At 71.4% G+C, this 23109-nt stretch carries 16 protein-coding genes; 9 read left to right on the forward strand and 7 right to left on the reverse strand.

The annotated features are described in order from the left end of the window. Nucleotides 1–7: 7 nt before the first annotated feature. Complete coding sequence (locus I003_RS0118350) at nt 8–592, reverse strand: type III secretion system chaperone family protein (protein WP_027772837.1); 585 nt, start codon at nt 590–592, stop codon at nt 8–10. Nucleotides 593–763: 171 nt separating this feature from the next. Then, nucleotides 764–3370 (reverse strand): ATP-dependent chaperone ClpB, encoded by a 2607-nt coding sequence (gene clpB, locus I003_RS0118355; protein ID WP_027772838.1) that lies wholly within the window; start codon nt 3368–3370, stop codon nt 764–766. Nucleotides 3371–4260: 890 nt separating this feature from the next. Here clpB and I003_RS0118360 point away from each other — a divergent pair. From I003_RS0118360 to I003_RS0118375, 4 genes are all read left to right on the forward strand, one after another. Continuing rightward, a complete protein-coding gene (locus tag I003_RS0118360) occupies nt 4261–5262 on the forward strand; it encodes a hypothetical protein (RefSeq protein ID WP_078564147.1) in 1002 nt (333 codons plus the stop codon). Between the two features lie 32 nt (nt 5263–5294). Then, the gene (locus I003_RS0118365) at nt 5295–6275 is read left to right on the forward strand and encodes a hypothetical protein (RefSeq protein WP_027772840.1); all 981 of its coding nucleotides are present in this window, start codon (nt 5295–5297) and stop codon (nt 6273–6275) included. Between the two features lie 7 nt (nt 6276–6282). Further along, a complete protein-coding gene (locus tag I003_RS0118370) occupies nt 6283–7248 on the forward strand; it encodes a hypothetical protein (protein ID WP_027772841.1) in 966 nt (321 codons plus the stop codon). A gap of 123 nt (nt 7249–7371) precedes the next feature. Beyond that, entirely contained in the window at nt 7372–8337 is a 966-nt protein-coding gene (locus I003_RS0118375) for a hypothetical protein (protein ID WP_027772842.1), read from the forward strand. Nucleotides 8338–8493: 156 nt separating this feature from the next. Here I003_RS0118375 and I003_RS0118380 read toward each other — a convergent pair whose 3' ends face one another. Continuing rightward, nucleotides 8494–8811: a helix-turn-helix domain-containing protein gene (locus tag I003_RS0118380; protein ID WP_486584276.1), complete on the reverse strand. Its 318-nt coding sequence runs from the start codon at nt 8809–8811 to the stop codon at nt 8494–8496. 220 nt (nt 8812–9031) lie between these two features. Here I003_RS0118380 and I003_RS0118385 point away from each other — a divergent pair, with 220 nt between their 5' ends. Beyond that, nucleotides 9032–12286: an NACHT N-terminal Helical domain 1-containing protein gene (locus I003_RS0118385; RefSeq protein WP_027772844.1), complete on the forward strand. Its 3255-nt coding sequence runs from the start codon at nt 9032–9034 to the stop codon at nt 12284–12286. Here I003_RS0118385 and I003_RS0118390 read toward each other — a convergent pair. Genes I003_RS0118390 through dnaK form a run of 4 tightly spaced genes read right to left on the reverse strand, consistent with a single transcriptional unit; the run spans nt 12283 to nt 16633 of the window. After that, nucleotides 12283–12750 carry a heat shock protein transcriptional repressor HspR gene (locus I003_RS0118390; RefSeq protein ID WP_027772845.1) on the reverse strand — a complete coding sequence of 156 codons (468 nt, stop codon included), beginning with the start codon at nt 12748–12750 and terminating at the stop codon, nt 12283–12285. The two genes, I003_RS0118385 and I003_RS0118390, sit on opposite strands and share 4 nt — an antisense overlap. A 5-nt stretch (nt 12751–12755) precedes the next feature. After that, complete coding sequence (gene dnaJ / locus I003_RS0118395; RefSeq protein ID WP_027772846.1) at nt 12756–13940, reverse strand: molecular chaperone DnaJ; 1185 nt, start codon at nt 13938–13940, stop codon at nt 12756–12758. 39 nt (nt 13941–13979) lie between these two features. Next, entirely contained in the window at nt 13980–14771 is a 792-nt protein-coding gene (gene grpE / locus I003_RS0118400; RefSeq protein ID WP_027772847.1) for a nucleotide exchange factor GrpE, read from the reverse strand. Next, on the reverse strand, nt 14768–16633 hold the full coding sequence (dnaK, locus tag I003_RS0118405) for a molecular chaperone DnaK (RefSeq protein ID WP_027772848.1): 1866 nt from the start codon (nt 16631–16633) through the stop codon (nt 14768–14770). Before dnaK ends, grpE begins: the two co-directional genes overlap by 4 nt. Before the next feature lie 398 nt (nt 16634–17031). On the opposite strand from dnaK, the gene I003_RS0118410 reads away from it, so the two are divergent. From I003_RS0118410 to I003_RS0118425, 4 genes are all read left to right on the forward strand, one after another. Further along, complete coding sequence (locus I003_RS0118410) at nt 17032–19332, forward strand: (Fe-S)-binding protein (RefSeq protein WP_027772849.1); 2301 nt, start codon at nt 17032–17034, stop codon at nt 19330–19332. A gap of 203 nt (nt 19333–19535) precedes the next feature. Further along, nucleotides 19536–21068 carry an integrin alpha gene (locus tag I003_RS0118415; RefSeq protein ID WP_027772850.1) on the forward strand — a complete coding sequence of 511 codons (1533 nt, stop codon included), beginning with the start codon at nt 19536–19538 and terminating at the stop codon, nt 21066–21068. Between the two features lie 45 nt (nt 21069–21113). Continuing rightward, nucleotides 21114–21467, forward strand: coding sequence for a hypothetical protein (locus I003_RS0118420; RefSeq protein ID WP_027772851.1), 354 nt, complete (start codon nt 21114–21116; stop codon nt 21465–21467). 138 nt (nt 21468–21605) lie between these two features. Next, on the forward strand, nt 21606–23069 hold the full coding sequence (locus tag I003_RS0118425) for an FG-GAP and VCBS repeat-containing protein (protein ID WP_027772852.1): 1464 nt from the start codon (nt 21606–21608) through the stop codon (nt 23067–23069). Nucleotides 23070–23109: the final 40 nt, after the last annotated feature.

Here is a 23109-nt window from a genome sequence, read left to right on the forward strand (position 1 = left end):
CCCGCTCTCAGCTCTCCTTCGGCCCGTCGTCCCCCGCGCCCTCCGGCCCGCTCCCGCCCTCGCCGTCGACGTTGTCCGGCTTGTCGCTGTCCAGCTCCTGCTGCAGGCCCAGCGTCTCCACCAGCCACTTGTCGAACTCGATCGAGGCCCGCACCCAGCTCACGGTGCTCGACACGAAGTGCTCCAGCGCCACGCCCGTGCTGATCAGCATCTGCGCCTCGCCGATCAGCCGGACGGAGCCGTCGTCGTGCGTGTGCGTGTAGACCTTCGGCCACAGCGTGCGGCGGTTCCAGTCGTCGATGGCCTCCTGCAGCTCCGGCTTGTCGTCCAGGGAGTGCTGGCGGTCGTAGAAGGTACGCACCGAGTAGAGCTGCTGGTCCCCCTCACCGCGGAACATGAAGTACGTGCGGAAGTGCTCCCAGGGCGCCGCGAGGTCCCCCTCCTCGTCGACGACGTACTTCAGCTCCATCTGGTCCAGGAGCTGCTTGACCAGATCCTGGTCGGGCACGATGGGCCCCTGCGGGCCCCCGCTGCCGCGGGATTCGGGCTGCTGGCCCCCGAAGTTCGGAATCGAGGACGGGTCGATGCTCACGTGGGGTTCCCTTCGAACGGTTCCCGCCCATCCTCCCCCACCGGGGGGCCGTGCCCGCAACCCGGCGACGACACCCTGGGGACAACTCGCCGCGGCGGAGCAAGGCCGCCGGGCGGCACCACCGCCCGGCGGGGCAAGGCGCGCAGCACCACGCCCCTCCGCTGTGCGCTCCTACGACGCCCCGCCGACCAGCAACTGGTCGCCGAACACGTCCACCCGCACGGTGTCCCCGTCCCGCACCTCGCCCGCCAGGATCTCCTTCGCGAGCTGGTCACCGATCGCCGTCTGCACCAGCCGCCGCAGCGGCCGCGCCCCGTAGCTGAAGTCCGGCTCCGGCTCGTCCATGGGCACGCCGAGGCGCGCCAGCCAGGCCAGCGCCTCGTCGCTGACCTCCAGCGTGAGCCGGCGCTCGGCGAGCCGTTCCTGCAGATGGGCGAGCTGGATGGCGGCGATGCGCTTGAGCTGGTCGCTGCCGAGGGCGTGGAAGACGACGAGGTCGTCGAGCCGGTTGAGGAACTCGGGGCGGAAGACCTTCCGCACCGTCTCCAGCACCCCCTCCCGCTTCTGCTCCTCCTTGATCATCGGGTCGACGAGGAAGGTGGAGCCGAGGTTGGAGGTGAGGATGAGGATGGTGTTGCGGAAGTCGACGGTGCGGCCCTGACCGTCCGTCAGCCGTCCGTCGTCCAGCACCTGCAGCAGGATGTCGAAGACCTCGTTGTGCGCCTTCTCCATCTCGTCCAGCAGGATCACCGAGTACGGGCGCCGCCGTACGGCCTCCGTGAGCTGTCCGCCCTCCTCGTACCCGACGTACCCGGGGGGCGCGCCGACCAGGCGGGAGACGGAGTGCTTCTCGCCGTATTCGCTCATGTCGATGCGGACCATGGCCCGCTCGTCGTCGAAGAGGAAGTCGGCGAGCGCCTTGGCCAGCTCGGTCTTGCCGACGCCGGTGGGGCCGAGGAAGAGGAACGAGCCCGTCGGCCGGTTGGGGTCGGAGATGCCGGCGCGGGTGCGGCGTACGGCGTCGGAGACGGCCCGTACCGCCTCGTCCTGGCCGATGAGGCGCCTGCCCAGCTCCTCCTCCATGCGCAGCAGCTTCCGGGTCTCGCCCTCCAGCAGCCGCCCGGCGGGGATGCCGGTCCAGGAGGAGATGACGTCGGCGATGTCGTCGGAGCCGACCTCCTCCTTGACCATCGTGTCCCGCTTGACCTCCTCCTCGACGGCGGACGCCTCCTCCAGCTCACGTTCGAGGGCGGGCAGTTCGCCGTAGAGGAGCTTGGAGGCGGTGTCCAGGTCGTTGTCGCGCCGGGCGCGCTCGACGGCGCCGCGCAGTTCGTCCAGCCGCTCCTTCAGCTCACCGACGCGGTTGAGGCCCTGCTTCTCCTTCTCCCAGCGGGCGGTGAGGCCGCGCAGCTCCTCCTCCTTGTCCGCGAGGTCGCGCTGCAGCCGCTCCAGCCGCTCGCGGGAGGCGACGTCGGACTCGTTCTTGAGCGCCAGCTCCTCCATCCGCAGGCGGTCGACGGCACGCTGCAGCTCGTCGATCTCGGTGGGCGAGGAATCGATCTCCATCCGGAGCCGGGAGGCGGCCTCGTCGACGAGGTCGATGGCCTTGTCGGGGAGGAAACGGGAGGTGATGTAGCGGTCGGAGAGGGTGGCGGCGGCCACGAGAGCGGAGTCGGCGATGGCGACCTTGTGGTGTGCCTCGTAGCGCCCCTTGAGGCCGCGGAGGATGGCGATGGTGTCCTCGACGGTCGGCTCGGCGACGAGTACCTGCTGGAACCGGCGCTCCAGGGCGGCGTCCTTCTCGATCCGCTCGCGGTACTCGTCGAGGGTCGTCGCGCCGACCATGCGCAGCTCGCCGCGGGCGAGCATGGGCTTGAGCATGTTGCCCGCGTCCATCGCGGACTCGCCGCCCGCGCCGGCGCCGACGACGGTGTGCAGCTCGTCGATGAACGTGATGACCTCGCCCTCGCTCTCCCGGATCTCGGCGAGCACGGTCTTCAGCCGCTCCTCGAACTCACCGCGGTACTTCGCCCCGGCGACCATGGCACCGAGGTCGAGCGCGACGAGCCGCTTGTTCTTCAGGCTCTCCGGTACGTCGCCCTTCACGATCCGCTGCGCGAGCCCCTCGACGACAGCGGTCTTGCCGACACCCGGCTCGCCGATGAGGACGGGGTTGTTCTTCGTACGCCGGGAGAGCACCTGCACGACACGGCGGATCTCCTGATCCCGCCCGATGACGGGATCGAGCTTGCCGTCGCGGGCGGCGGCGGTGAGGTCGGTGCCGAACTTGCCGAGGGCCTGGTACGTACCCTCCGGGTTCCTCGTGGTCACGCGCCGGTCGCCACGGATCTTCTCGAACGCCTGGACGAGCGCCCGGGCGCTCGCACCCTGCTTCCTCAGCAGCTCCTTGGCCGCCCCGCCCTCGGCGGCGACCCCGATGAGCAGATGCTCGGTCGACACGTACTGGTCGCCGAGCTTCTTCGCCCGGGCGGCGGCATCGGCGACGACAGCCAGCAACTCCCGGTTCGCCTGCGGCGGGGACACGGTGGCCCCCTGCACGCTGGGCAGCCCGCCGAGCAGCCGCTCGGCCCCGGACCGCACGGCCGCCTGATCGGCGTCGACGGCGGCCAGCAGGTCCTGAAGGTTCTCGTTGCCCTCCACTTCGAGCAGCGCGAGCAGCAGGTGCACAGGGGTGATGTCCGGATGCCCGCCGGACACGGCGCGGCTGTTGGCGCCGGCGATCGCTTCCTGGCTCTTGTTGGTCAGCTCCGCGTCCACTGCTGTGTGCTCCTCCTTGCCGGGGTGCCGGTCGTGGGTACGCCTCGGCCCGCGCCCGGCGTGCCTGAGGCTACGTAAGCTAAGTTGAGTCTACGACACTCAACCTGAACCCGGCACCGCCCGCCCGCGACCGCGACGCGACCGCCGCCCCCAAGCATGCGCGTCCGCGCACGCAAAAGCGGTGCCATCGCGGGGTTGCGTCCGCGATGGCACCGCTGGTGTGCCTTCGGGCGATCTGGACACGGGGGATACCGCCCGGTCAGGCACAGTGGGGGGTGATGCTCTCGCTATCAGGTACGCCGTCGGCTGCTACTGGCACGTGATCCTCTTCGCCAAGATTGACGAAGATCACGCCGCAGCGCACCACGCAGCGCACATAACGCCCCGACCTCCGGCGGAAGGCCTGGACGACCCCGCTTCCGTCACGCAGGATGGTGAGGGGCTCTCCGAGGAGGGCAACCGCCAACCTGTCTCCGGGACGGGGCACCGCCGTAGCGAGATCGACGGAGTGCCAATGGTTCTCCGTCTTTCGGCGGTGGTCTGGGTTCATCGTGATACCTGTGTCTGAGGAAGTCCTTGTCTGTCTGAGGTTGTCAATGTCCAGTCCCGGGCTAGCCCCAGGTCGGGTCCTGCTGCGCCGCCACTGCCGCCCGGCTCGCGTCCTGCTCGCTCGGACCGGCATCGGAGCCTGCACCAAAGGGACTTGCTATGACGCCGAGTACAGCCGCAGTCACGAATGCGACTGCCCACCGCGTAAGTCTTTTTGCCATTGGGAGTCCCGGCCTCCCTTGATTCCGCTTCCCACAGAAGAAGGTGCCTCACGCGAAGGCTGTTCACCACCTCTGCACTGCATCATGTTCCTGAATCACATCTTCCTGTGGGAAGGATAAATGGGTACAAATCAAGGCGAATCAGATCATCCTCACGGATACGTCGACCTCTGTGCCGCGAGTACGGAGCTCTACGCCCGCGCGCTGCGGGCCGGGCGCGTCTCCCGGTCGGAGGGCGAGAACGTGCCGTGCCTGATCGACTTGATGCTGCTCCTCCCCGACCCGGACGACGCAGGATGGCTCCGCCCCGTGCCTCCGACCGCCGCCCTGGCCAGGCTTGAACACCCCATTGAGCGCGAGATTCAGGAGCGCAGGGACCAGACTCTGGCACTGGCGGACGCGTTCGAGCCGTTCCTGTCCATCAGCCAGGGACGGACCACCGTCAGCAGCGCGATCACCGAGCTGACCGGAGTGACCAACATCGACGCGATCGTCGGCAGAGCGACGGCGGAGTGCGAGAAGGAACTCCTGACCGTCCAGCCCGGCGGGACCCGTCCGCCGGCTCTCCTCGACAAGGCCGTGGACCGCGTGCGTCCGCTGGTCGACCGCGGCGTACGCATCCGCAGCCTCTACCAGCACACCGCCCGGCACAACTACGGCCTGCTCGCCTACCAGGAGCGGGTCGGCAACGACCTCATGGAGTTGCGCACCCTTGAGGAACTGGTGGACCGCCTGATCATCATCGACCGGAAAGTAGCGTTTGTTCCCGCACACCGGGACCGGCCCGTCAAGTTGAACCGGGACACGGCGGTGGAGGTACGGCACCCCGGTCTCGTCGAGTACTTCGTCGGCGTGTTCCATCACCTGTGGCAGCTCGGGACACCCCTCGACGAAGACGTGCACTACGAGCATCCGGAGCCGGACGGAATAACCGGTGTCCAGCGCAGTATCGCCAAGCTGCTCGTCGAAGGGCACGTCGACGAGATCATCGCCGACCGGCTCGGAATGAACGTACGCACCTGCCGCGCCCACATCGCCAAACTCGCCACCGTCCTCGGCAGCAACGGCCGGGCCCAACTGGGCTACCTCATCGCCCGCTCCGGCATCCTCGACCAGTCCTGACCCGATCACCGCGCGCCAGGGAGTACACGGAGATGCACGCAGGTCACGATCACGACCACGGGCACAGCCTCCAGGAGCCCTGCCCGGCCGCCCGCGAGGCTTACGCCGTCGCCGTGCGAGACGGCCGAATAGCGGCCGCAGACGCGCGGCTCGTCCCGTGCCTGAACGACCTCGCCCTCCTCCATCCCGACCCCGACGCCCCGGAATGGCTGCTGCCGGTTCCCGCATCCGACGCCATGATGGGGCTTCTGGTCTCCCGGGAACGGGAGATCCGGGAGCGGCAGCAGCATGCGGCCGATCTCGCCAAGAGTTTCAGCCGGTTCATCGAAATCGACATGGAAGTCGCCTCCGGCAACGCACCGATCGTGGTGCTGGAGGGCCTCGGTACGATCAACACCGCGCTGGACATGGCGGTCGATGAGTGCACGCACGAACTGCTCACCATCCAGCCCGAAGCGACCACCCGCGGCGCCCGCGCCCTCGGGGAGGCCCTGCAACGGGTCCGCCCTCTCACCGAGCGCGGCGTACGGATGCGCACCCTCTACCAGCACGCGGCGCGTGAAGCTCCGATGACACTGGCCTACCTGCGGTTCGTCGGCCCGCAGCACGTCGAGGTCAGAACGCTCGAAGAGATCATCGAGCGCCTGATCATCGTCGACCGCCAGGTGGCCTTCCTGCCCGCCCGCCCCGACCGCCGGGTCGCGCTGGAACTCCGCCACCCGGGTCTCGTGTCCTACGTCGTCGGCGTCTTCGAGCAGTTCTGGCAACTGGCCACGCCCATGGAGGAAGCCGCATATACGGCAGCCACCCATGAGGGCATCACCGGCGTCCAGCACAGCATCGCCCGGCTCCTGGTCGAGGGACACCTCGACCAGAACATCGCGCGCCGCCTCGGCATGAACGTCCGTACCTGCCGCGCCCACATCGCCAAACTCGCGGGCATCCTCGGCAGCAGCAGCCGCACCCAACTCGGCTACCTCATCGCTCGCTCCGGCATCCTCGAAGAGACCTGAGAGAGACATGTCGCGCCCCCACCACACAACCGGTCTCTGCGCCCCGGGCAGGAAGCTCTACGCATCCGCTCTGCGCTCCGGCCGCATCTCCCACGAGGCGGCGGCTGTCGCGCCCTGCCTCGTCGACCGGGGCCTCTTACGTCCCGAGCCCGGCACCGACGACTGGCTGGTACCGACGCCTCCGATGCAGGCGCTCACCGGGCTCGCCAAGCCCCTGGAACGGGAACTGAGCGAGTACCGGCTCTTCGTGGCGGCGCTGGCCGACACCGTCGAGCGGGCGACGCCGGCCGGCCGGGGCGCCCCGGCCGCTGCCGCGTTCACCGTCTGGACAGGAAAGGAGCGCATCGACGCCGCACTCGTGCGGGCCCTGGAGGGCTGCACGGAGCAGTTCCTCGCCATCCAGCCGGCCAGCGGCAGGACCAACTGGAATGTCGCGGTGATGCGTGCCACCGCTCACCGCGTACGACGGATGAGCGAACGCGGCGTCTCCCAGCGGACCTTGTACAACCACACCTACCGGCACCACCCGGCTCAGCTCGCCTACCTGGACGAGCTGAGCGACACCGGTCTGGAGGTGCGCACCCTGGAGGAGATGCCCGAGCGGCTCCTCCTCGTCGACCGGGAAGTCGCCTTCGTCCCGGCCCAGCCCAACCGCGAGGTGGCGATCGAGATACGCCACCCGGGCCTGGTCTGGTTCCTGCGCACGGTCTTCGAGCATTTCTGGGAGCTGGGAGTCCCCTGGGAACACCGGCTCCCCGAACGCGACAGCCCTGAGGGGATCACGACAGTCCAGCGGAGCATCGCCCGGCTGCTCGTGGAGGGCCATCTCGACGAGGCCATCGCCCGCCGCCTCGGCATGAACGTCCGCACCTGCCGCGCCCACATCGCCCGGCTCGGCACGGCACTCGGCAGCGACAGCCGCGTCCAGCTCGGCTACCTACTCGCGCGCTCCGGCATCCTCGACGAGCCGTGACGGCTGGCGCACGCCTCGGTCGGGTCCGGGGGATGTCACAACACCGCCGCCCGAGGCGTCAGAGCGCGAAAGACCGCGGACACCCGCCGACCGCTCTGGGTACACCCAAGGAGACCTGGCAGCATGGACCACCCCCACCCCGAAACCGCCCTCTGCGACGTGGGCAGAAGGCTCTACGCCTCAGCGCTGCGGACCGGCCTGCTCTCCCGCGAGGCGACAGGTTCCGCACCGTGTCTGCTCGACCTGGGCCTCCTGCGCCGCGACCCCGGTGACCCCCACTGGCTCATCCCCGCACCGCCGTCCGAGGCCGTCGCCGACCTCGTCCGTCCGCTGGAGCGGGAGCTGTCCGAGTACCGGCGGTTCGCCACAGCCCTCGCGGACACGGTCGAACAGCTCACCACACCCACTCCGGACGGGGCGGCGCCGTCCCTGCTCACCGTCTGGAAGGGCAAGGAGCAGATCGAAGCCGCGCTGCTGCGCGCCCTCGACGACGGCACCGAGGAGTTCCTCGCGATCCAGCCCGCCGCCGGCCGGACCGACCGCACCGCCGAGAAGATCCGCGCGACCGCGCAACGTGTCCGGGAACTGCACGAACGCGGTATCACCCAGCGGACGCTGTACAACCACACCTACCGGCACCATCCCGCCACGCTCGCGTACCTCGACGCCCTCAAGGACACCGGCCTCGAAGTGCGCACCATGGAGGAGACCGCGGAGAGACTCCTCATCATCGACCGCGCCGTTGCGTTCGTGCCCGTCCAGCCCGATCGTGAGAAGGCGCTGGAGATCCGGCACCCCGGCCTGGTCTGGTATCTGGTCGGCGTCTTCGAGCGGTTGTGGCAGTTCGCCGTCCCGTGGGAGCACCGGGTCCGGTACCAGGACACCCCCGAGGGGATCACCGGCGTTCAGCTCAAGATCGCCCGGCTGCTCGTGGAGGGCCATCTCGACGAGGCCATCGCCCGCCGCCTCGGCATGAACGTCCGCACCTGCCGCGCCCACATCGCCCGGCTCGGCTCGGTACTCGGCAGCGACAGCCGCGTTCAGCTCGGCTACCTGCTCGCGCGCTCCGGGATCGTCGACGACGGCTGACCGCCGCCGGGTGTGCGGGCGGGGGAACGGAGACGCTGGTGCGCAGGAAGCCGGGAAGCGAACGCACCAGCGCTCCGTCCGAGGGGTACCGCTCGCGGGCTCTCGCCGGAGGCGGGGGCAGGTCGCCTCCGCCTTACCTGCGGGCACCGGACCCCATCATTCTGGAACGCGGCGGTCCTCGCCATTGTCTCTTGCGGCAACCCGGTCCGTGCCCGCCGCGACCGGCAGCAGGGACCGGCGGTGGCGGTCGGCGACCAGGGCGGCCTGGACCCGCGACTCCACGTTGAGCTTCCGGCAGATGCTGGTCAGATGGGCGCGGACCGTGCGCTCGGCCACGCCCAGTTGTGACGCCAGCCGGCGGTTGGTCGGGCCGTCGGCGAGCAGGAAAAGCACTTCTCGTTCCCGGTCGGAAAGCAGCGCGAGACCGACCGGCGTTGTGTGTCGCGTCGCGTTGGCCGAACCGTAAGAACTCACAGTATGAACTCCCGGACCACTGAGTCGGACGTGTACGACGTCCGGCGGCTTGCCCCTCGGTCTTCACCAGTACATTGGCCTACGGTCCGTATCAACTCCACCCGAACCGAGCATCATCTTCCTGATTTTCAGGATGATGAGGGTGTACATACCCCCTCGAAACGGACCTTCGGCGAGCGCCGCCGGTGGCCCGTGGCCGACCGCTATATCGTCTTTGCGCATGGAACCCGCAGCCGTCGGCGTCAGGCTCGCGTCGGCCGTCGTCGCGCCCCTCGTGCGGCGGCTGTTCCGCAGTGAGGGGCCCGGGGCGGGGCTGGCGGAGCGGCCGGTGCGGATGGCGGCGCTGGTGTCGTTCCGCGGCGAGCAGCGGGAGTTGACCGAGGGGGACCTGCGCGTGCTGGCGGAGGCGCTCGTACGGCGTGCGCTGCGCGGCACCGGCGGTGAGCACGGGCACGACGCCCCCGTTCCCGCCGGCGAGGCCGCGGCGGTCGCCGGCGCGCTGGCCCGCAGTCTCGCCGCCCTCGGCGACCTCGACCTCGACGACGTACAGGCCGTCCAGCTCGGCCCCGAGGCTCTCGCCCGCCGGCTGCGCAGGGCCGCCGCCCGAGGCGGCGCCCCCGTACGCGAGCTCTCCGCCGACGCCGCCCACTTCCACGACGCCCTCCTCGACACCGCCTGCCTGCACATCCTGCATTTCTTCAGCCAGCGCTCCACCTTCGTCGCCCGCACCCTCGTCGAGCAGTCCCGCCGCCAGGCCGACCAGATAGCCCGCCTCGACGCCCTCATCGCCCGCACGCCCCTCCCCGCCGCCCGGGACGCGGCCTTCGAGCGCGAGTACTCCGCCTACGTCGCCAAGAAGCACGGCAAGCTCACCATCTACGGCGTCGACCTCGCCGACTCCCCCGCGAAATGGCCCCTGGACGTGGCGTATCTGCGGCTGGAGGCGTCCGCCGAGCACCGCGTCGGCGCCTCGCCGGCCGCCCCCGACGGCTACGACTTCGCCGGCGGCGATCCCCTCCCCGACCCGGTGCTCCCCGCGGACCAGGCTCTCGCCACCTACGAGCGGGTCCTTCTGCGCGGCGCCGCCGGCTCCGGCAAGACCACCCTCGTGCAGTGGCTCGCCCTCTCCGCCGCCCGCGCCGGCACCGGCGCGGAACACGCCATGGACTACCTCACCGGCCGCGTCCCCTTCGTCCTGCCCCTGCGCACCCTCACCCGCCACGGCCAGCGCCTGCCCGTCCCGCGCGACTTCCTCTCCGCCACCGGCAGCCCGCTCGCCGGCGCGCAGCCCGACGGCTGGGAGCACCGCGTGCTCACCGCCCGCCGCGGGCTCCTCCTCGTCGACGGCGTCGACGAGGTCCCCCGCGCCGAACGCGACCGCGCCCGCCGCTGGCTCTCCGACCTCATCGACGCCTATCCGGGCAACCGCTGGCTCGTCACCTCCCGCCCCTCCGCCGTCGGCGAGGACTGGCTCGCCGCCGAGGGCTTCAGCGAGCTGACCCTCGCCCCCATGCGCCCCGCCGACCTCGCCCGCTTCATCGCCCGCTGGCACGCGGCCGTACGCACCGGCGACCCGGCGGCGGACGCCGCGCAGTTGGCGGCGTACGAACAGCAGCTCACCGCCGCCGTACGGCACACCTCCGACCTCGGCCGGCTGGCCACCAACCCGCTGATGTGCGGCCTCATGTGCGCCCTGAACCGCGCCCGCCGCGGCCACCTCCCGCGCGGGCGCAAGGAGCTGTACGAGGCCGCCCTGTCGATGCTGCTCACCCGCCGCGACCGCGAACGCGACATGGCCGTCCCCGACCTGCGCGAGGAGCCCCAGCTCCAGGTGCTCCAGCGGCTGGCGTACTGGCTGATCCGCAACGGCCGCACGGAACTGGACCGCGCCCGGGCGGAGCGCATCATCACCGACGCCCTCCCGGCGGTCCCGGAGGTCGCCGCCCTCGGCGACGCCGCGGCGGTCCTGGAGCACTTCCGCGACCGCAGCGGCCTCCTGCGCGAACCGGGCCCGGGTGCGGTGGACTTCGTCCACCGCACGTTCCAGGACTACCTGGGCGCCCGCGCGGCGGTGGAGGAGGGCGACATCGGCGTCCTGGCGGCGCATGCGGCGGACGACCAGTGGGAGGACGTCATCCGCATGGCGGTGGCGCAGGGCCGCCCGCGGGAGCGCGAGGAGATCCTGCGGGAGCTGCTGCGGGCGGCGGAGACCCGGGAAGGGGTCGAGGGGGTACGGATCCGCCTGCTGGCGGCGGCGTGCCTGGAGCACGCGGCGGAGCTGGCGCCCGCGGTGCGGGAGGCGGTGGAGCGGGCGACGGAGGCGCTGATCCCGCCGGCGACGACGCTGGAGGCACGGGCGCTGGGCGCGGCGGGCCCGCTGGTGCTGGAGCTGCTGCCGGGCCCGGAGGAGGCGGCGGACGACGAGACGGCGACCCTGGTCGCCGTCGCGGCGAGTTACGTGGAGTCGGACCGCGCCATCCCGTTCCTCGCCCGCTACGCCGCCCATCCCTCGCCGGCCGTGCGCCGCCAACTCGTCTGGGCATGGCAGCGCTTCGACACCGAGGAGTACGCGGACGAGGTCATCGCCCGCCTCGATCCGGACGAGCTGTACTTCACCGTCACCTCCGACGCCGGGCTACGGGCCCTGCGCCGGCTCGGCGGACGCCCGATGCTCGATGTGCGCGGCGGTCCGCTCGACCCCGCCGAGCTGCACGACGGCCTCGCCGCGACCCGCCTCACCAAGCTGATCATCCGCAGTCAGCACGGGCTGCGGGACCTGGAATTCCTGCGCGGCCAGGGCGAGCTGAGCGAGCTGCGGCTCACCGAATGTCTCGGCCTGCAGGACGCCCGGGCCCTCGCCGGCCTGCCGCTGCGCGCCCTGATCCTCGACGGGGTGCCGGGCCTCGCGGACAGCGCTCCCGGGCTGCTCGCCGCACTGCCGCGGCTGCAGTGGCTGTCCCTGTCGCCGGAGCGGACGCGCCTGGTCGATCTCGACGCGCTGCCGCCGCTGCCGGAGCTGGAGACCCTCAACCTGCTGACGGCCCGGACCTCCGGACTGCGCCCGCTGGCCCGGCACTCCCGGCTCGCCCAGCTCTACCTGGGCTGGCGCCACGAGGCCAGGAGGGACGACTGGCCGGCGCTCGCCGCTCTCCCCCGGCTCGAAGCGCTGCGGTCCCGGCCGGACCTGCCGACCGCCGCCCCCGCCGGCGCCACGCTGCCGGGTGTCCGGTCCCTGGGCCTGGTCGACGACCGCCCCGCGGACGAGGACGTCGTGGGCCGGCTGCCGCGGCTCTTCCCGCGGCTGGACCGCCTCGTCCTCGACCTGCCGGCGGGCAGCCGTCCCCTGGACCTCTCGCCGCTGGCCGGGATCGCCACCCTGCGTCAGGTCTCCCTGCGGGAGGACATGAGAAACCGCCACGCCGGGCTCCCACCCCACGTGGCGGTCACGTTCCTCGCCGACCGGGCCGGCGGCTAACCCCGCTTCTTCTTCGGCTTCCACACCACCAGCGCACTCGTCTGCTGCACCTGCTGGTACGGCACCAGGTCCCGCCGGTACGAGGCGTGCACCTGCGCCTCCCGCTGCGCCATCGCCGACGCCGCGCCGTCCAGCGCGTCCGTCAGCTCCGCGACCTTCGCCTGCAGCGCCGCGACCTGCGTCTCCAGCTCGATGATCCGCTTGATCCCGGCCAGGTTGATGCCCTCGTCCTGGCTCAGCGACTGGACCTGCCGCAGCAGCGCGATGTCCCGCGCCGAGTAGCGCCGGCCGCGCCCGGCCGTGCGGTCCGGGGAGACCAGGCCGAGGCGGTCGTACTGGCGGAGGGTCTGCGGGTGGAGGCCGGAGAGTTCGGCGGCCACGGAGATGACGTAGACCGGCGTCTCCTCGGTCAGCTCGTACGGGTTGCGGCCGCGGGGGCCCCGTCCGCCGTTCCTGCCGTCCATCGTCGTCAAGCTCCCTTCGCGGCCTTGAACAGCTCCGCGCGCGGGTCCGCGCCCGCGGTCGCCTTCCGGTACGACTCCAGTGCCTCGCGCGCCGGGTCGTCCGTCTCCTTCGGTACCGCCACCTCGACGGTGACGAGCAGGTCCCCGCGGGTGCCGTCCTTGCGGACGGCGCCCTTGCCGCGGGCGCGCATCGTACGTCCGTTGGGCGTGCCCGGCGGCAGCTTCAGGGTGACCGGCGGGCCGCCGAGCGTGGGCACCTTGATGTCCCCGCCGAGGGCCGCCTCCGGGAACGTGACGGGGACCGTCACCAGCAGGTTGTCGCCCTTGCGGCCGAAGACCGGGTGGCCGTCGACGTGCACGACGACGTACAGGTCGCCGCCGGGGCCGCCGCGTTCGCCCGGGCCGCCCTTGCCGCGCAGCCGTATCCGCTGCCCGTCCTGCACCCCCGCGGGGATGCGGACCTGCATGGTGCGGGACGACTTGGCGCGGCCGCTGCCCTTGCAGACGTCGCAGGGGTCCTGGGCGATGAGCCCGCGGCCCTTGCAGTCCACGCACGGGTCGGTGAGCGAGAAGCCGCCACCGCCGCCGCGGGAGACCTGGCCGGTGCCCACGCAGGTCGGGCAGACCCGGGGGGAGCCGTTCTTGTCACCCGTGCCGGCGCACGTCTTGCAGGGGGCCGACGACGACATCCGCAGCGGCACCGTGGCGCCCTCGATGGCCTCCGTGAAGCTGAGCGTGACCTCCGATTCGATGTCCTGGCCGCGGCGCGGCTGGGTACGCCCGCCGCTGCCGCGGTTGAACAGCCCGCCGAAGACGTCGCCCAGCCCGCCGCCGAAGCCGCCGGTGGTGGTCTGGCCGCCGCCGCCCGGACCCGAGCCGCCGAAGAGGTCGCCGAGGTCGAAGTTGAACGAGCCGTTGCCGCCCCCGCCCGGACCCGGACGGAAGCCGCCGTTGCCGAAGAGGGTGCGCGCCTCGTCGTACTCCTTGCGCCGCTGGGGGTCGCCGAGCACGTCGTTGGCCTCGGAGACCTCCTTGAAGCGCTCCTCGGCCGCGGCGTCACCCTTGTTGGCGTCCGGGTGGTACTGCCGGGCGAGCTTGCGGTACGCCTTCTTGATCTCGGCCTCGGTGGCGTCCTTCGGGACGCCGAGAACCTTGTAGTAGTCCTTCTCGATGAAGTCCTTCGTGCTCATTCCCGGCGTCCCTCCTCTCGTCCCTCGGCTGCTACGGCGTCACCCCTCGTCCGGGCCACCGCTGTCCGTCTCTCCCCTGCCGGACTCGCCCTTCGCGGATCCGGAGGCGTCCGGGCCGCCGGCGTCCGCGGAGCCGGCGGACTCCGGTCCGCCGTCGTCCGTGTCGGCCTGGTTCTCGTCCGGCTTCTCGCCCTCCTTGGCCTGCGACCCCGACGACGCGCCCGGCTGCGGCTCCGCCACGGCGACCCGCGCCGGTCGGATCGTACGCTCGCCGATCCGATACCCAGGCTGGAGAATCTGCACGCACGTCGTCTCGGAGACATCCGGCGAGTAGCTGTGCATCAGCGCCTCGTGGATCAGCGGGTCGAAGGGCTCGCCCTCCTTGCCGAACTGCATGAGGCCCATCTTGGCCACGACGGTCTCCAGCGACTCGGCGACCGACTTGAACCCGCCGACCAGCTCCTCGTGGTCCCGGGCCCGGCCGATGTCGTCGAGGACCGGCAGCAGCTCGGTGAGCAGGTTGGCGTTCGCGATCTCCTTGACCGCGACCCGGTCCCGCTCCACCCGCCGGCGGTAGTTCTGGTACTCCGCCTGCAGCCGCTGCAGATCCTTCGTCCGCTCGTCGAGCGCCTTGCGGGTCTCCTCCAGACGACCTGCAAGTGAGCTGTTCGCGTCCCCGTCCCCGGAGGCACCGGGCCCGGTTCCCTCGGCGCGCCGTGCGCCGGCGGGCGAGCCGCCCGCCCCGTCCGGGCCGCCCTGCTGCGCCTCCGCTGTCTGTGCGTCGGTGGGGACGTCGGGCTTCTCCTCGAAGCCCGGGGTCTCCTCCGTCACGCGGCACCGTCCTTAGGCTTGTCGTCGTCCACGATCTCGGCGTCGACGACGTCGTCGTCGCCGCCGGCGGGCGCATCCTTCTGCGCCTGCTGCGCGCCCTCGCCGCCGGCCGCGGCGCCGCCGGACGCCTGGGCGTCCGCGTAGAGCGCCTGGCCGAGCTTCTGGCTGGTGGCCGCGGCCTTCTCCGTCGCCTCGCGGATCGCCGCGGTGTCCTCGCCCTTCAGCGCCTCCTTGAGGTCGGCGACCGCGGCCTCGACCTCGGACTTCACGTCGCCGGGCACCTTGTCCTCGTTGTCCTTGAGGAACTTCTCGGTGGTGTAGACGACCTGCTCGCCCTGGTTGCGGGTCTCGGCCGCCTCGCGGCGCTTGTGGTCCTCCTCCGCGTACTGCTCGGCGTCGCGCATCATGCGCTCGATGTCGTCCTTCGGCAGCGCGGAGCCGCCGGTGACGGTCATCTTCTGCTCCTTGCCCGTGCCGAGGTCCTTCGCGGCCACGTGCATGATGCCGTTGGCGTCGATGTCGAACGTGACCTCGATCTGCGGCACGTTCCGCGGGGCCGGCGGCAGGCCGGTCAGCTCGAACATGCCGAGCTTCTTGTTGTACGCCGCGATCTCGCGCTCGCCCTGGAAGACCTGGATCTGCACCGACGGCTGGTTGTCCTCGGCCGTGGTGAAGGTCTCGGAGCGCTTCGTCGGGATCGTGGTGTTGCGCTCGATGAGCTTGGTCATGATGCCGCCCTTGGTCTCGATGCCGAGGGACAGCGGGGTGACGTCGAGCAGCAGGACGTCCTTGACCTCGCCCTTGAGCACGCCGGCCTGGAGGGCGGCGCCGACGGCGACGACCTCGTCCGGGTTGACGCCCTTGTTGGCCTCCTTGCCGCTGGTCAGCTCCTTGACCAGCTCGGCGACGGCCGGCATACGGGTGGAGCCGCCGACGAGGACGACGTGGTCGATCTCGCTCAGCTCGATCCGGGCGTCCTTGATGACGTTGTGGAACGGCGTCTTGCAGCGCTCCAGGAGGTCCTGGGTGAGCTGCTGGAACTGCGCCCGGGTCAGCTTCTCGTCGAGGTGCAGCGGGCCCTCGGCGGAGGCGGTGATGTACGGGAGGTTGATCGTCGTCTCGGAGGACGAGGACAGCTCGATCTTCGCCTTCTCAGCGGCCTCGCGGAGCCGCTGCAGCGCCATCTTGTCCTTGGCCAGGTCCACGCCGTGGCCGTTCTGGAACTGCTTGACCAGGTAGTCGACGACGCGCTGGTCCCAGTCGTCACCGCCGAGGTGGTTGTCACCGTTGGTGGCCCGGACCTCCACGACGCCCTCGCCGATCTCCAGCAGCGAGACGTCGAAGGTGCCGCCGCCGAGGTCGAAGACCAGGATGGTCTGGTCTTCCTTCTCCATGCCGTAGGCGAGGGCGGCCGCGGTGGGCTCGTTGACGATGCGCAGGACGTTCAGGCCCGCGATCTCGCCGGCCTCCTTGGTCGCCTGGCGCTCGGAGTCGTTGAAGTACGCCGGGACGGTGATGACCGCGTCGGTCACCTTCTCGCCCAGGTACGCCTCCGCGTCCCGCTTCAGCTTCTGCAGGATGAACGCGGAGATCTGCTGGGGGGTGAACTCCTTCTCGTCGATCGGCTGCTTCCAGTCGGTGCCCATGTGGCGCTTGACCGACCGGATGGTCCGCTCGACGTTGGTGACCGCCTGGCGCTTCGCCACCTCGCCGACGAGCACCTCGCCGTTCTTGGCGAAGGCGACGACGGACGGCGTGGTCCTGGCGCCCTCGGCGTTGGTGATGACGCTGGGTTCACCGCCCTCGAGAACACTGACGACAGAGTTCGTCGTGCCCAGGTCGATGCCGACCGCACGTGCCATGTTGTCTATCCTCCGGATCAGATGCTCTGCCTTGAGCTGGTCAGGCTCAAGAGTGCCATGGCGACCACGCCGGGCGCAATTCACCTGAGCCTCGCCCACTCAAGTTTTGTGCGTCACCGCAGGTGGGGGCAGGTTCTCCGGCTGCGGGCCGAGGGGCGCGGCGCCGCCGGAAGCGCGACGCACATCACCGGCCGGGCGGCTTCAGAGGGCCGGGGAGACCCGGGTACCCTCAGGCGGAGAAGCGGTAAGTTACCGCTTAGTAGTAGCTGGGTAGGCCCAGTACGGGGCATGCAGCGGTACGTACACGGCAGACGGTACGCACGCGGCGGTCCCGGTACGCAGACTTCCCGAGCAGACACAGAGCAGACACGCAGAGCAGACTGGCCGAGGAGCCCTCCATGCAGCTCACCGCCATCGTCGTATCGCTGGTGATCACCGCGGTCGGCACCGCGCTCTTCTCGCGCGCCATCGGGCAGATCATCGGCTTCGTCAAGCTCGGCAAGCCCCTGCCCGCCGGCAGCCGCACGAACGACCCGGTCGCGCGCAGCATCACGCTGACCAAGGAGTTCCTCGGCCACACCCGGATGAACCGCTGGGGCGTCATCGGCTTCGCCCACTGGTTCGTCGCCATCGGCTTCCTCACCCTGGTGCTGACCCTCGTCAACGCCTTCGGGCAGGTGTTCGTCGCCGACTGGCTGCTGCCGGTGATCGGCGACTGGATCGTCTACGAGATGTACGTGGAGTTCCTGGCCCTGATGACGACGATCGGCATCGCCACGCTGATCGTGATCCGGCAGCTCAGCCTGCCGTCGCAGGCCGGCCGCAAGTCCCGCTTCGCGGGCTCCACGATGTGGCAGGCGTACTTCGTCGAGTACGTCATCCTCGTCATCGGGATCTGCATCCTGGTGCTGCGCGGGCTGGAGGGCTCGCTGCACCACGTCGACGGCTACGAGGCCGCGTACTTCGTGTCGTACCCGATCACCGCCGCGGTCGACGGGCTGAGCACCGGCACCGTCCAGAACCTCGTCTACCTCGTCGCGATGATCAAGATCTCGGTCTCCTTCATCTGGGCGACCGTCCTCGGCCTCAACTACACGATGGGCGTGGCCTGGCACCGCTTCCTCGCCTTCCCCAACATCTGGTTCAAGCGCAACGCCGACGGCGCGGTCGCCCTCGGCGCGCTCCAGCCGATGGTCTCCGGCGGCAAGCCCATCGACTTCGAGACCGTCTTCGACGACGAGGACGGCGAGGAGACCGTCTTCGGCGTCAGCCAGGTCGAGCACTTCTCCTGGAAGGGCATCCTCGACTTCTCCACCTGCACGGAGTGCGGGCGCTGCCAGTCGCAGTGCCCGGCCTGGAACACCGGCAAGCCGCTGTCGCCCAAGCTGCTCGTCATGTCGCTGCGCGAGCACGCCGCCGCCAAGGCGCCGTACCTGCTCGCCGGCGGCGGCAAGTCGGCCGAGGGCGAGGAGAAGGCCACCGCCGAACAGCTCGCGGACGTACCGGCCGACGCGCTCGCCGAGGCGGAGCGCCCGCTGGTCGGGACCGCCGCGGAGCAGGGCGTCATCGACCCCGACGTGCTGTGGTCGTGCACCACCTGCGGCGCGTGCGTCGAGCAGTGCCCGGTCGACATCGAGCACGTCGACCACATCGTCGACATGCGCCGCTACCAGGTGATGATCGAGAGCTCGTTCCCCTCCGAGGCGGGCACCATGCTGAAGAACCTGGAGAAGAAGGGCAACCCCTGGGGGCTCGCCAAGAAGCAGCGCCTGGAGTGGACCAAGGAGCTGGCGGCGGACACGGGCATCGAGATCCCGGTCGTCGGCAAGGACGTCGAAGATCTCTCCGAGGTCGACTACCTGTACTGGGTCGGCTGCGCCGGCGCGCTGGAGGACCGGGCGAAGAAGACCACCAAGGCGTTCGCGGAGCTGCTCCACATCGCCGGCGTGAAGTTCGCGATCATGGGCGGCGACGAGAAGTGCACCGGCGACTCGCCGCGGCGCCTGGGCAACGAGTTCCTCTTCCAGCAACTGGGCGAGGAGAACGTCGCGATGCTCAACATGGCGTTCGGTGAGGACGAAGAGGAAGGGGTGACGGTCGAGAAGGCGAAGAAGAAGATCGTCGCCACCTGCCCGCACTGCTTCAACACCATCGCCAACGAGTACCCGCAGCTCGGCGGGGACTACGAGGTCATCCACCACACGCAGTTGCTCCAGCACCTCGTGGACGAGGGCCGGCTGGTCCCGGTGACGCCGGTCGAGGGGATCATCACGTACCACGACCCCTGCTACCTGGGCCGGCACAACAAGGTCTACACGCCGCCGCGCGAGATCATCGCCAAGGTCCCGGGCGTACGGAACGAGGAGATGCACCGGCACAAGGAGCGCGGTTTCTGCTGCGGCGCGGGCGGCGCACGCATGTGGATGGAGGAGCGCATCGGCAAGCGGATCAACGACGAGCGCGTGGACGAGGCGCTCTCGCTGAACCCGGACATTCTGTCCACGGCGTGCCCTTTCTGCCTCGTGATGCTTACGGACTCCGTAAACGGCAAGAAGAACGCGGGAACGGCAAAGGAGTCGCTGGCCGTCGTGGACGTGGCGCAGCTCCTGCTCGACTCGGTGAAGACGCCGGCGGAGGAGCCGCCCGCGGACGGCGCCGCGGCGGCGGAGAGCGAGCCGGAGCCGCAGCCGGCGACCTAGCAGGGGAGCAGTACGCGGTACGGACGACGGCACCGCGGGACGCCACAGGCAACCCCCCACGGCGGCCGGCCCCGTGAGCCATACGGGGTCGGCCGTGGGGGTGTTGGCGCAAGCGTTGGTACAACCATCGCGGTGCGGAGCGTGTCGTATGACGCGGGAGTGAACGCAACCCGCTCGTCAGGCCGTCGCCGGAAGGACCCCCCATGCGCATCCGCACCCTCGCCGCCCTCACCGTCTGCCTGGCCGCCGCCGGCACCGCCGCCGTGACCGCCCAGGCCACAGGCGCGGAGGAGCCGGACGGCGGGGCACGCGCGGTGCCGGCCGGCACGGCCGCCGCCCCGGGCGTCGCCGACGCCCGTACCGTACGGACCGACTTCAACGGCGACGGCTACCCCGACCTCGCCACCGGCGCCCCCGGCGGCACCGCCGGCGGCCACGCCGAGGCCGGCTACGTCCTCGTCAGCTACGGCTCCGCGGACGGCATCGGCGCCGCGGAGTCCACGGTCCTCGGGCAGCACACCGCCGGCGTCCCCGGCGACCCCGGCGAGGGCGACCGCTTCGGCGACCGGCTCGCCGCCCGCGACCTCGACGGCGACGGGCTCACCGACCTCGCCGTCGCCGCCCGCGCCGAGGACGGCGCGGACGGCGACTGGAGGGGCTCCGTCACCGTCCTGTGGGGGCGCGAGGGCGGCCTGACCGGCGCCGGCGCCACGCGCGTGCAGGTGCCCGGGGGCGGTGGTCTCGGGCACGACCTGCACGCCGGCGACTTCGACGGCGACGGCGTGGGCGACCTGCTGGTGCCCAACACCCGCAGCGACAGCGCCGAGGCGTACAGCGTGCTCTTCGGCCCGTTCAGCCGCGAGGGCGTGCCCGCGCGCGAGAGCGCGCTGATCGAGATGAAGCCGGAGGACACCATCGACGGCATGGCCGTCGGGGACGTCACCGGCGACGGCGCCGACGACCTGGTGGCGTTCTTCAGCTACCAGGGCAACGCCGAGGGCGGCTGGTTCTGGCAGGGCGGCCCCGACGGGCCGACGCGGGGCGTCGACGACGCCGAGCTGCCCAACGGCGGTTCGCCGACGATCGGCGACTTCGACGGCGACGGCAAGGGTGACCTCGCGTACCGCTCGATCGGCGTGAGCGTCGAGGACTTCCCCTACGACGAGGGCACGGTCAAGGTCGTCTACGGCACCGCGAACGGCCCCAGCGAAACGCGGCGCCAGACCTTCACCCAGGACACCCCCGGCGTCCCCGGCACCGGCGAGCGCGGCGACCAGTTCGGCGCGCGGCTCGACACGGGCGACGCCAACGGCGACGGCTTCGCCGACCTCGCCGTGGGCGTGCCGTACGAGGCCATCGGCAGCAAGCAGGCCGCGGGCGCCGTGGTGCTGCTCAAGGGCGGCTCCGGCGGGCTGACGGCCGCCGGAGCGCAGGCGTTCCACCAGGACACGTCCGGCGTGAAGGGCGTGGCGGAGGCCGGAGACCGGTTCGGCGCGGCGCTGGCGTTCGGGGACGTCACGGACGACGGGCGGGCGGAGCTGGCGGTGGGTGCGCCGTTGGAGAACGGGACGGGCGCGATCTGGTCGCTGCGCGGCGCCGCGGGCGGGCTGACGGCGACGGGGTCGGTGGCGTTCAGCCCGGACAACTTCGAGGGGCCGGGGACGGGTGCGGGTGCCCGGTTCGGCGCCGGGTTCGCGGACGAGGACGCGGGTCACTACCTGAGCGGCGGGGAGTGACCGGCCGTCCCGCCGGGCCGGCAGGAACCCGCTGAACAGGGGTCATTGCGCAACAAGTGCGGAAGAACGTACGCGGGCGCGGTCCGGCTGCTGCGCGGGTCGGCCGACGGGCTGACCACGGGCGGGGTACAGCACGTCAACCAGGACACCGCCGGCGTCCCGGGCGCCGCCGAGGACGGCGACCTCTTCGGCGCCGGCGTCAAGCTGCACGACGCCGGCCGCGACGGCCGGTCGGGCCTTGTCGCGGGCGCGCCGGGCGAGAACGCCGGGCACGGGTACGCATGGGTGCTGCAGTCCGGCGGCGGCGGGCTGACGGCGGACGGGTCGTGGACGTTCAACGGGGCGTCGGTGGGCGCGAACGGGACGAACGCGACGTTCCCGGAGACGATCGCGGAGTAGTGGGCGGGGCGTCGTCCCCACAGGCGGAATGACATCTTCTGTCGCCGTATCAACCAACTAGCCGTATTCATACAACCTTTGGCCGGAGTCGGGGGTCTTCTGATCACCGACTCCGACCGCTTGTCCGGGAGCTGCCGCATGCACCACCGACTCCGCACCACCCTCGCCGCCGCGACCGCGGCCGCCCTCTCCGGCGGTCTGCTCGCCGCGTCCTCCGCCGCCGGCGCCGGGGCCGCCGAACCGCCCGGCCCGGTCGTCGACTTCAACGGCGACGGGATCCGCGACGTCGCCGTCTCCGCACCGCAGGCGTACGTCGCCGGGGTGAGGGGCGCCGGCCAGGTCGTCGCCCATTACGGCACGGAGAACGACGGCACCGTCGCCGGTATCTCCGGCAGCCGCGCCAAGCGGCTCAGCCAGCACAGCGCCGGCGTCCCCGGCACCGCCGAGGACGGCGACGGCTGGGGCGGCTGGACCGCGCCCGCGGACTTCGACGGCGACGGGTACACCGACCTCGCCGTCGCCGCCCCGGGAGAGGCGGTCGGCGGCGACCTCCTCGGCGGCACCGTGCAGCTCCTGTGGGGCGGTCCCGACGGCCTCGCCGGCGGTACGACGCTGCCCGACCCGCGCCCGGACGAGCACGACCTCTTCGGCCGCGGGCTGGCGGCCGGGGACTTCAACGGCGACGGCGCGACGGACCTCGCCGTCGCCTCCACGAGTTCGTACGTCGACGTCTTCGAGGGCGGCTTCGGCCGGACGAAAGGCGACCACGGCGGGTGGTACACGTTCGACGCGCAGCTCCAGCACGGGAAGATCTGGGGCCCCTCGGACCTGGCCGCCGGCGACGTCAACGGCGACGGCTCGGACGACCTCGTCGTCGACGGCTCCAAGCACGAGACCAACGCCGCCACCTACACCCCGGGCTCCGATCGCGGCCTGACCATCCCCGAGACGTCGCTCAGCGGCGGCGACTCGACCGTCATCGGGGACGTCGACGGCGACGGCTACGACGATGTCATCACCGGCCAGGCCGAGGAGAGCGGGCCCGCCACCGACCCCCTGCCGGGCGGCAAGATCAGCATCACCCGCGGCTCGGTCCACGGCCCCGCGCACACCACCGTCCTCAGCCAGGCCAGCCCCGGCGTGCCCGGGACGGCGGAGCCCGGCGACTCCTTCGGCGGCGAGCTGGCCCTCGGCGACGCGGACGGCGACGGGCACCTGGACCTGGCCGTCGCCGCGGCGAACGAGAACCTCGGCGGCGTCGAGTCCGCCGGCACCGTCGCGGTGCTCCGGGGCGCGGCGGACGGCTCGGGCATCGGCGGCGCAGGCGCGACGCTGGTCCACCAGAACGCCCCGGGCGTCCCCGGAAGCAACGAAACCCGCGACCGCTTCGGCACCGCGCTCCTCCTCGCCGACCTCAACGGCGACGGCTTCGACGACCTGACGGTCGGCACGGCCGGCGAGAACGACGGCAACGGCGCCGTCTACGCCCTGCGCTCGGACGCCGCGGGGATCGCGGCGGACGGGGCGGTGGGGATCTACCCGTCGTCGGTGGGGATGCCGACGACGGGCAGGCCGGGGTACGGGTCGGAGACCGCCGGCTGACGGCGTCACCCCGCCGCAGAGACGGCCAGGGCCCGGACCT

The organism is Streptomyces sp. CNQ329 (assembly GCF_000482585.1).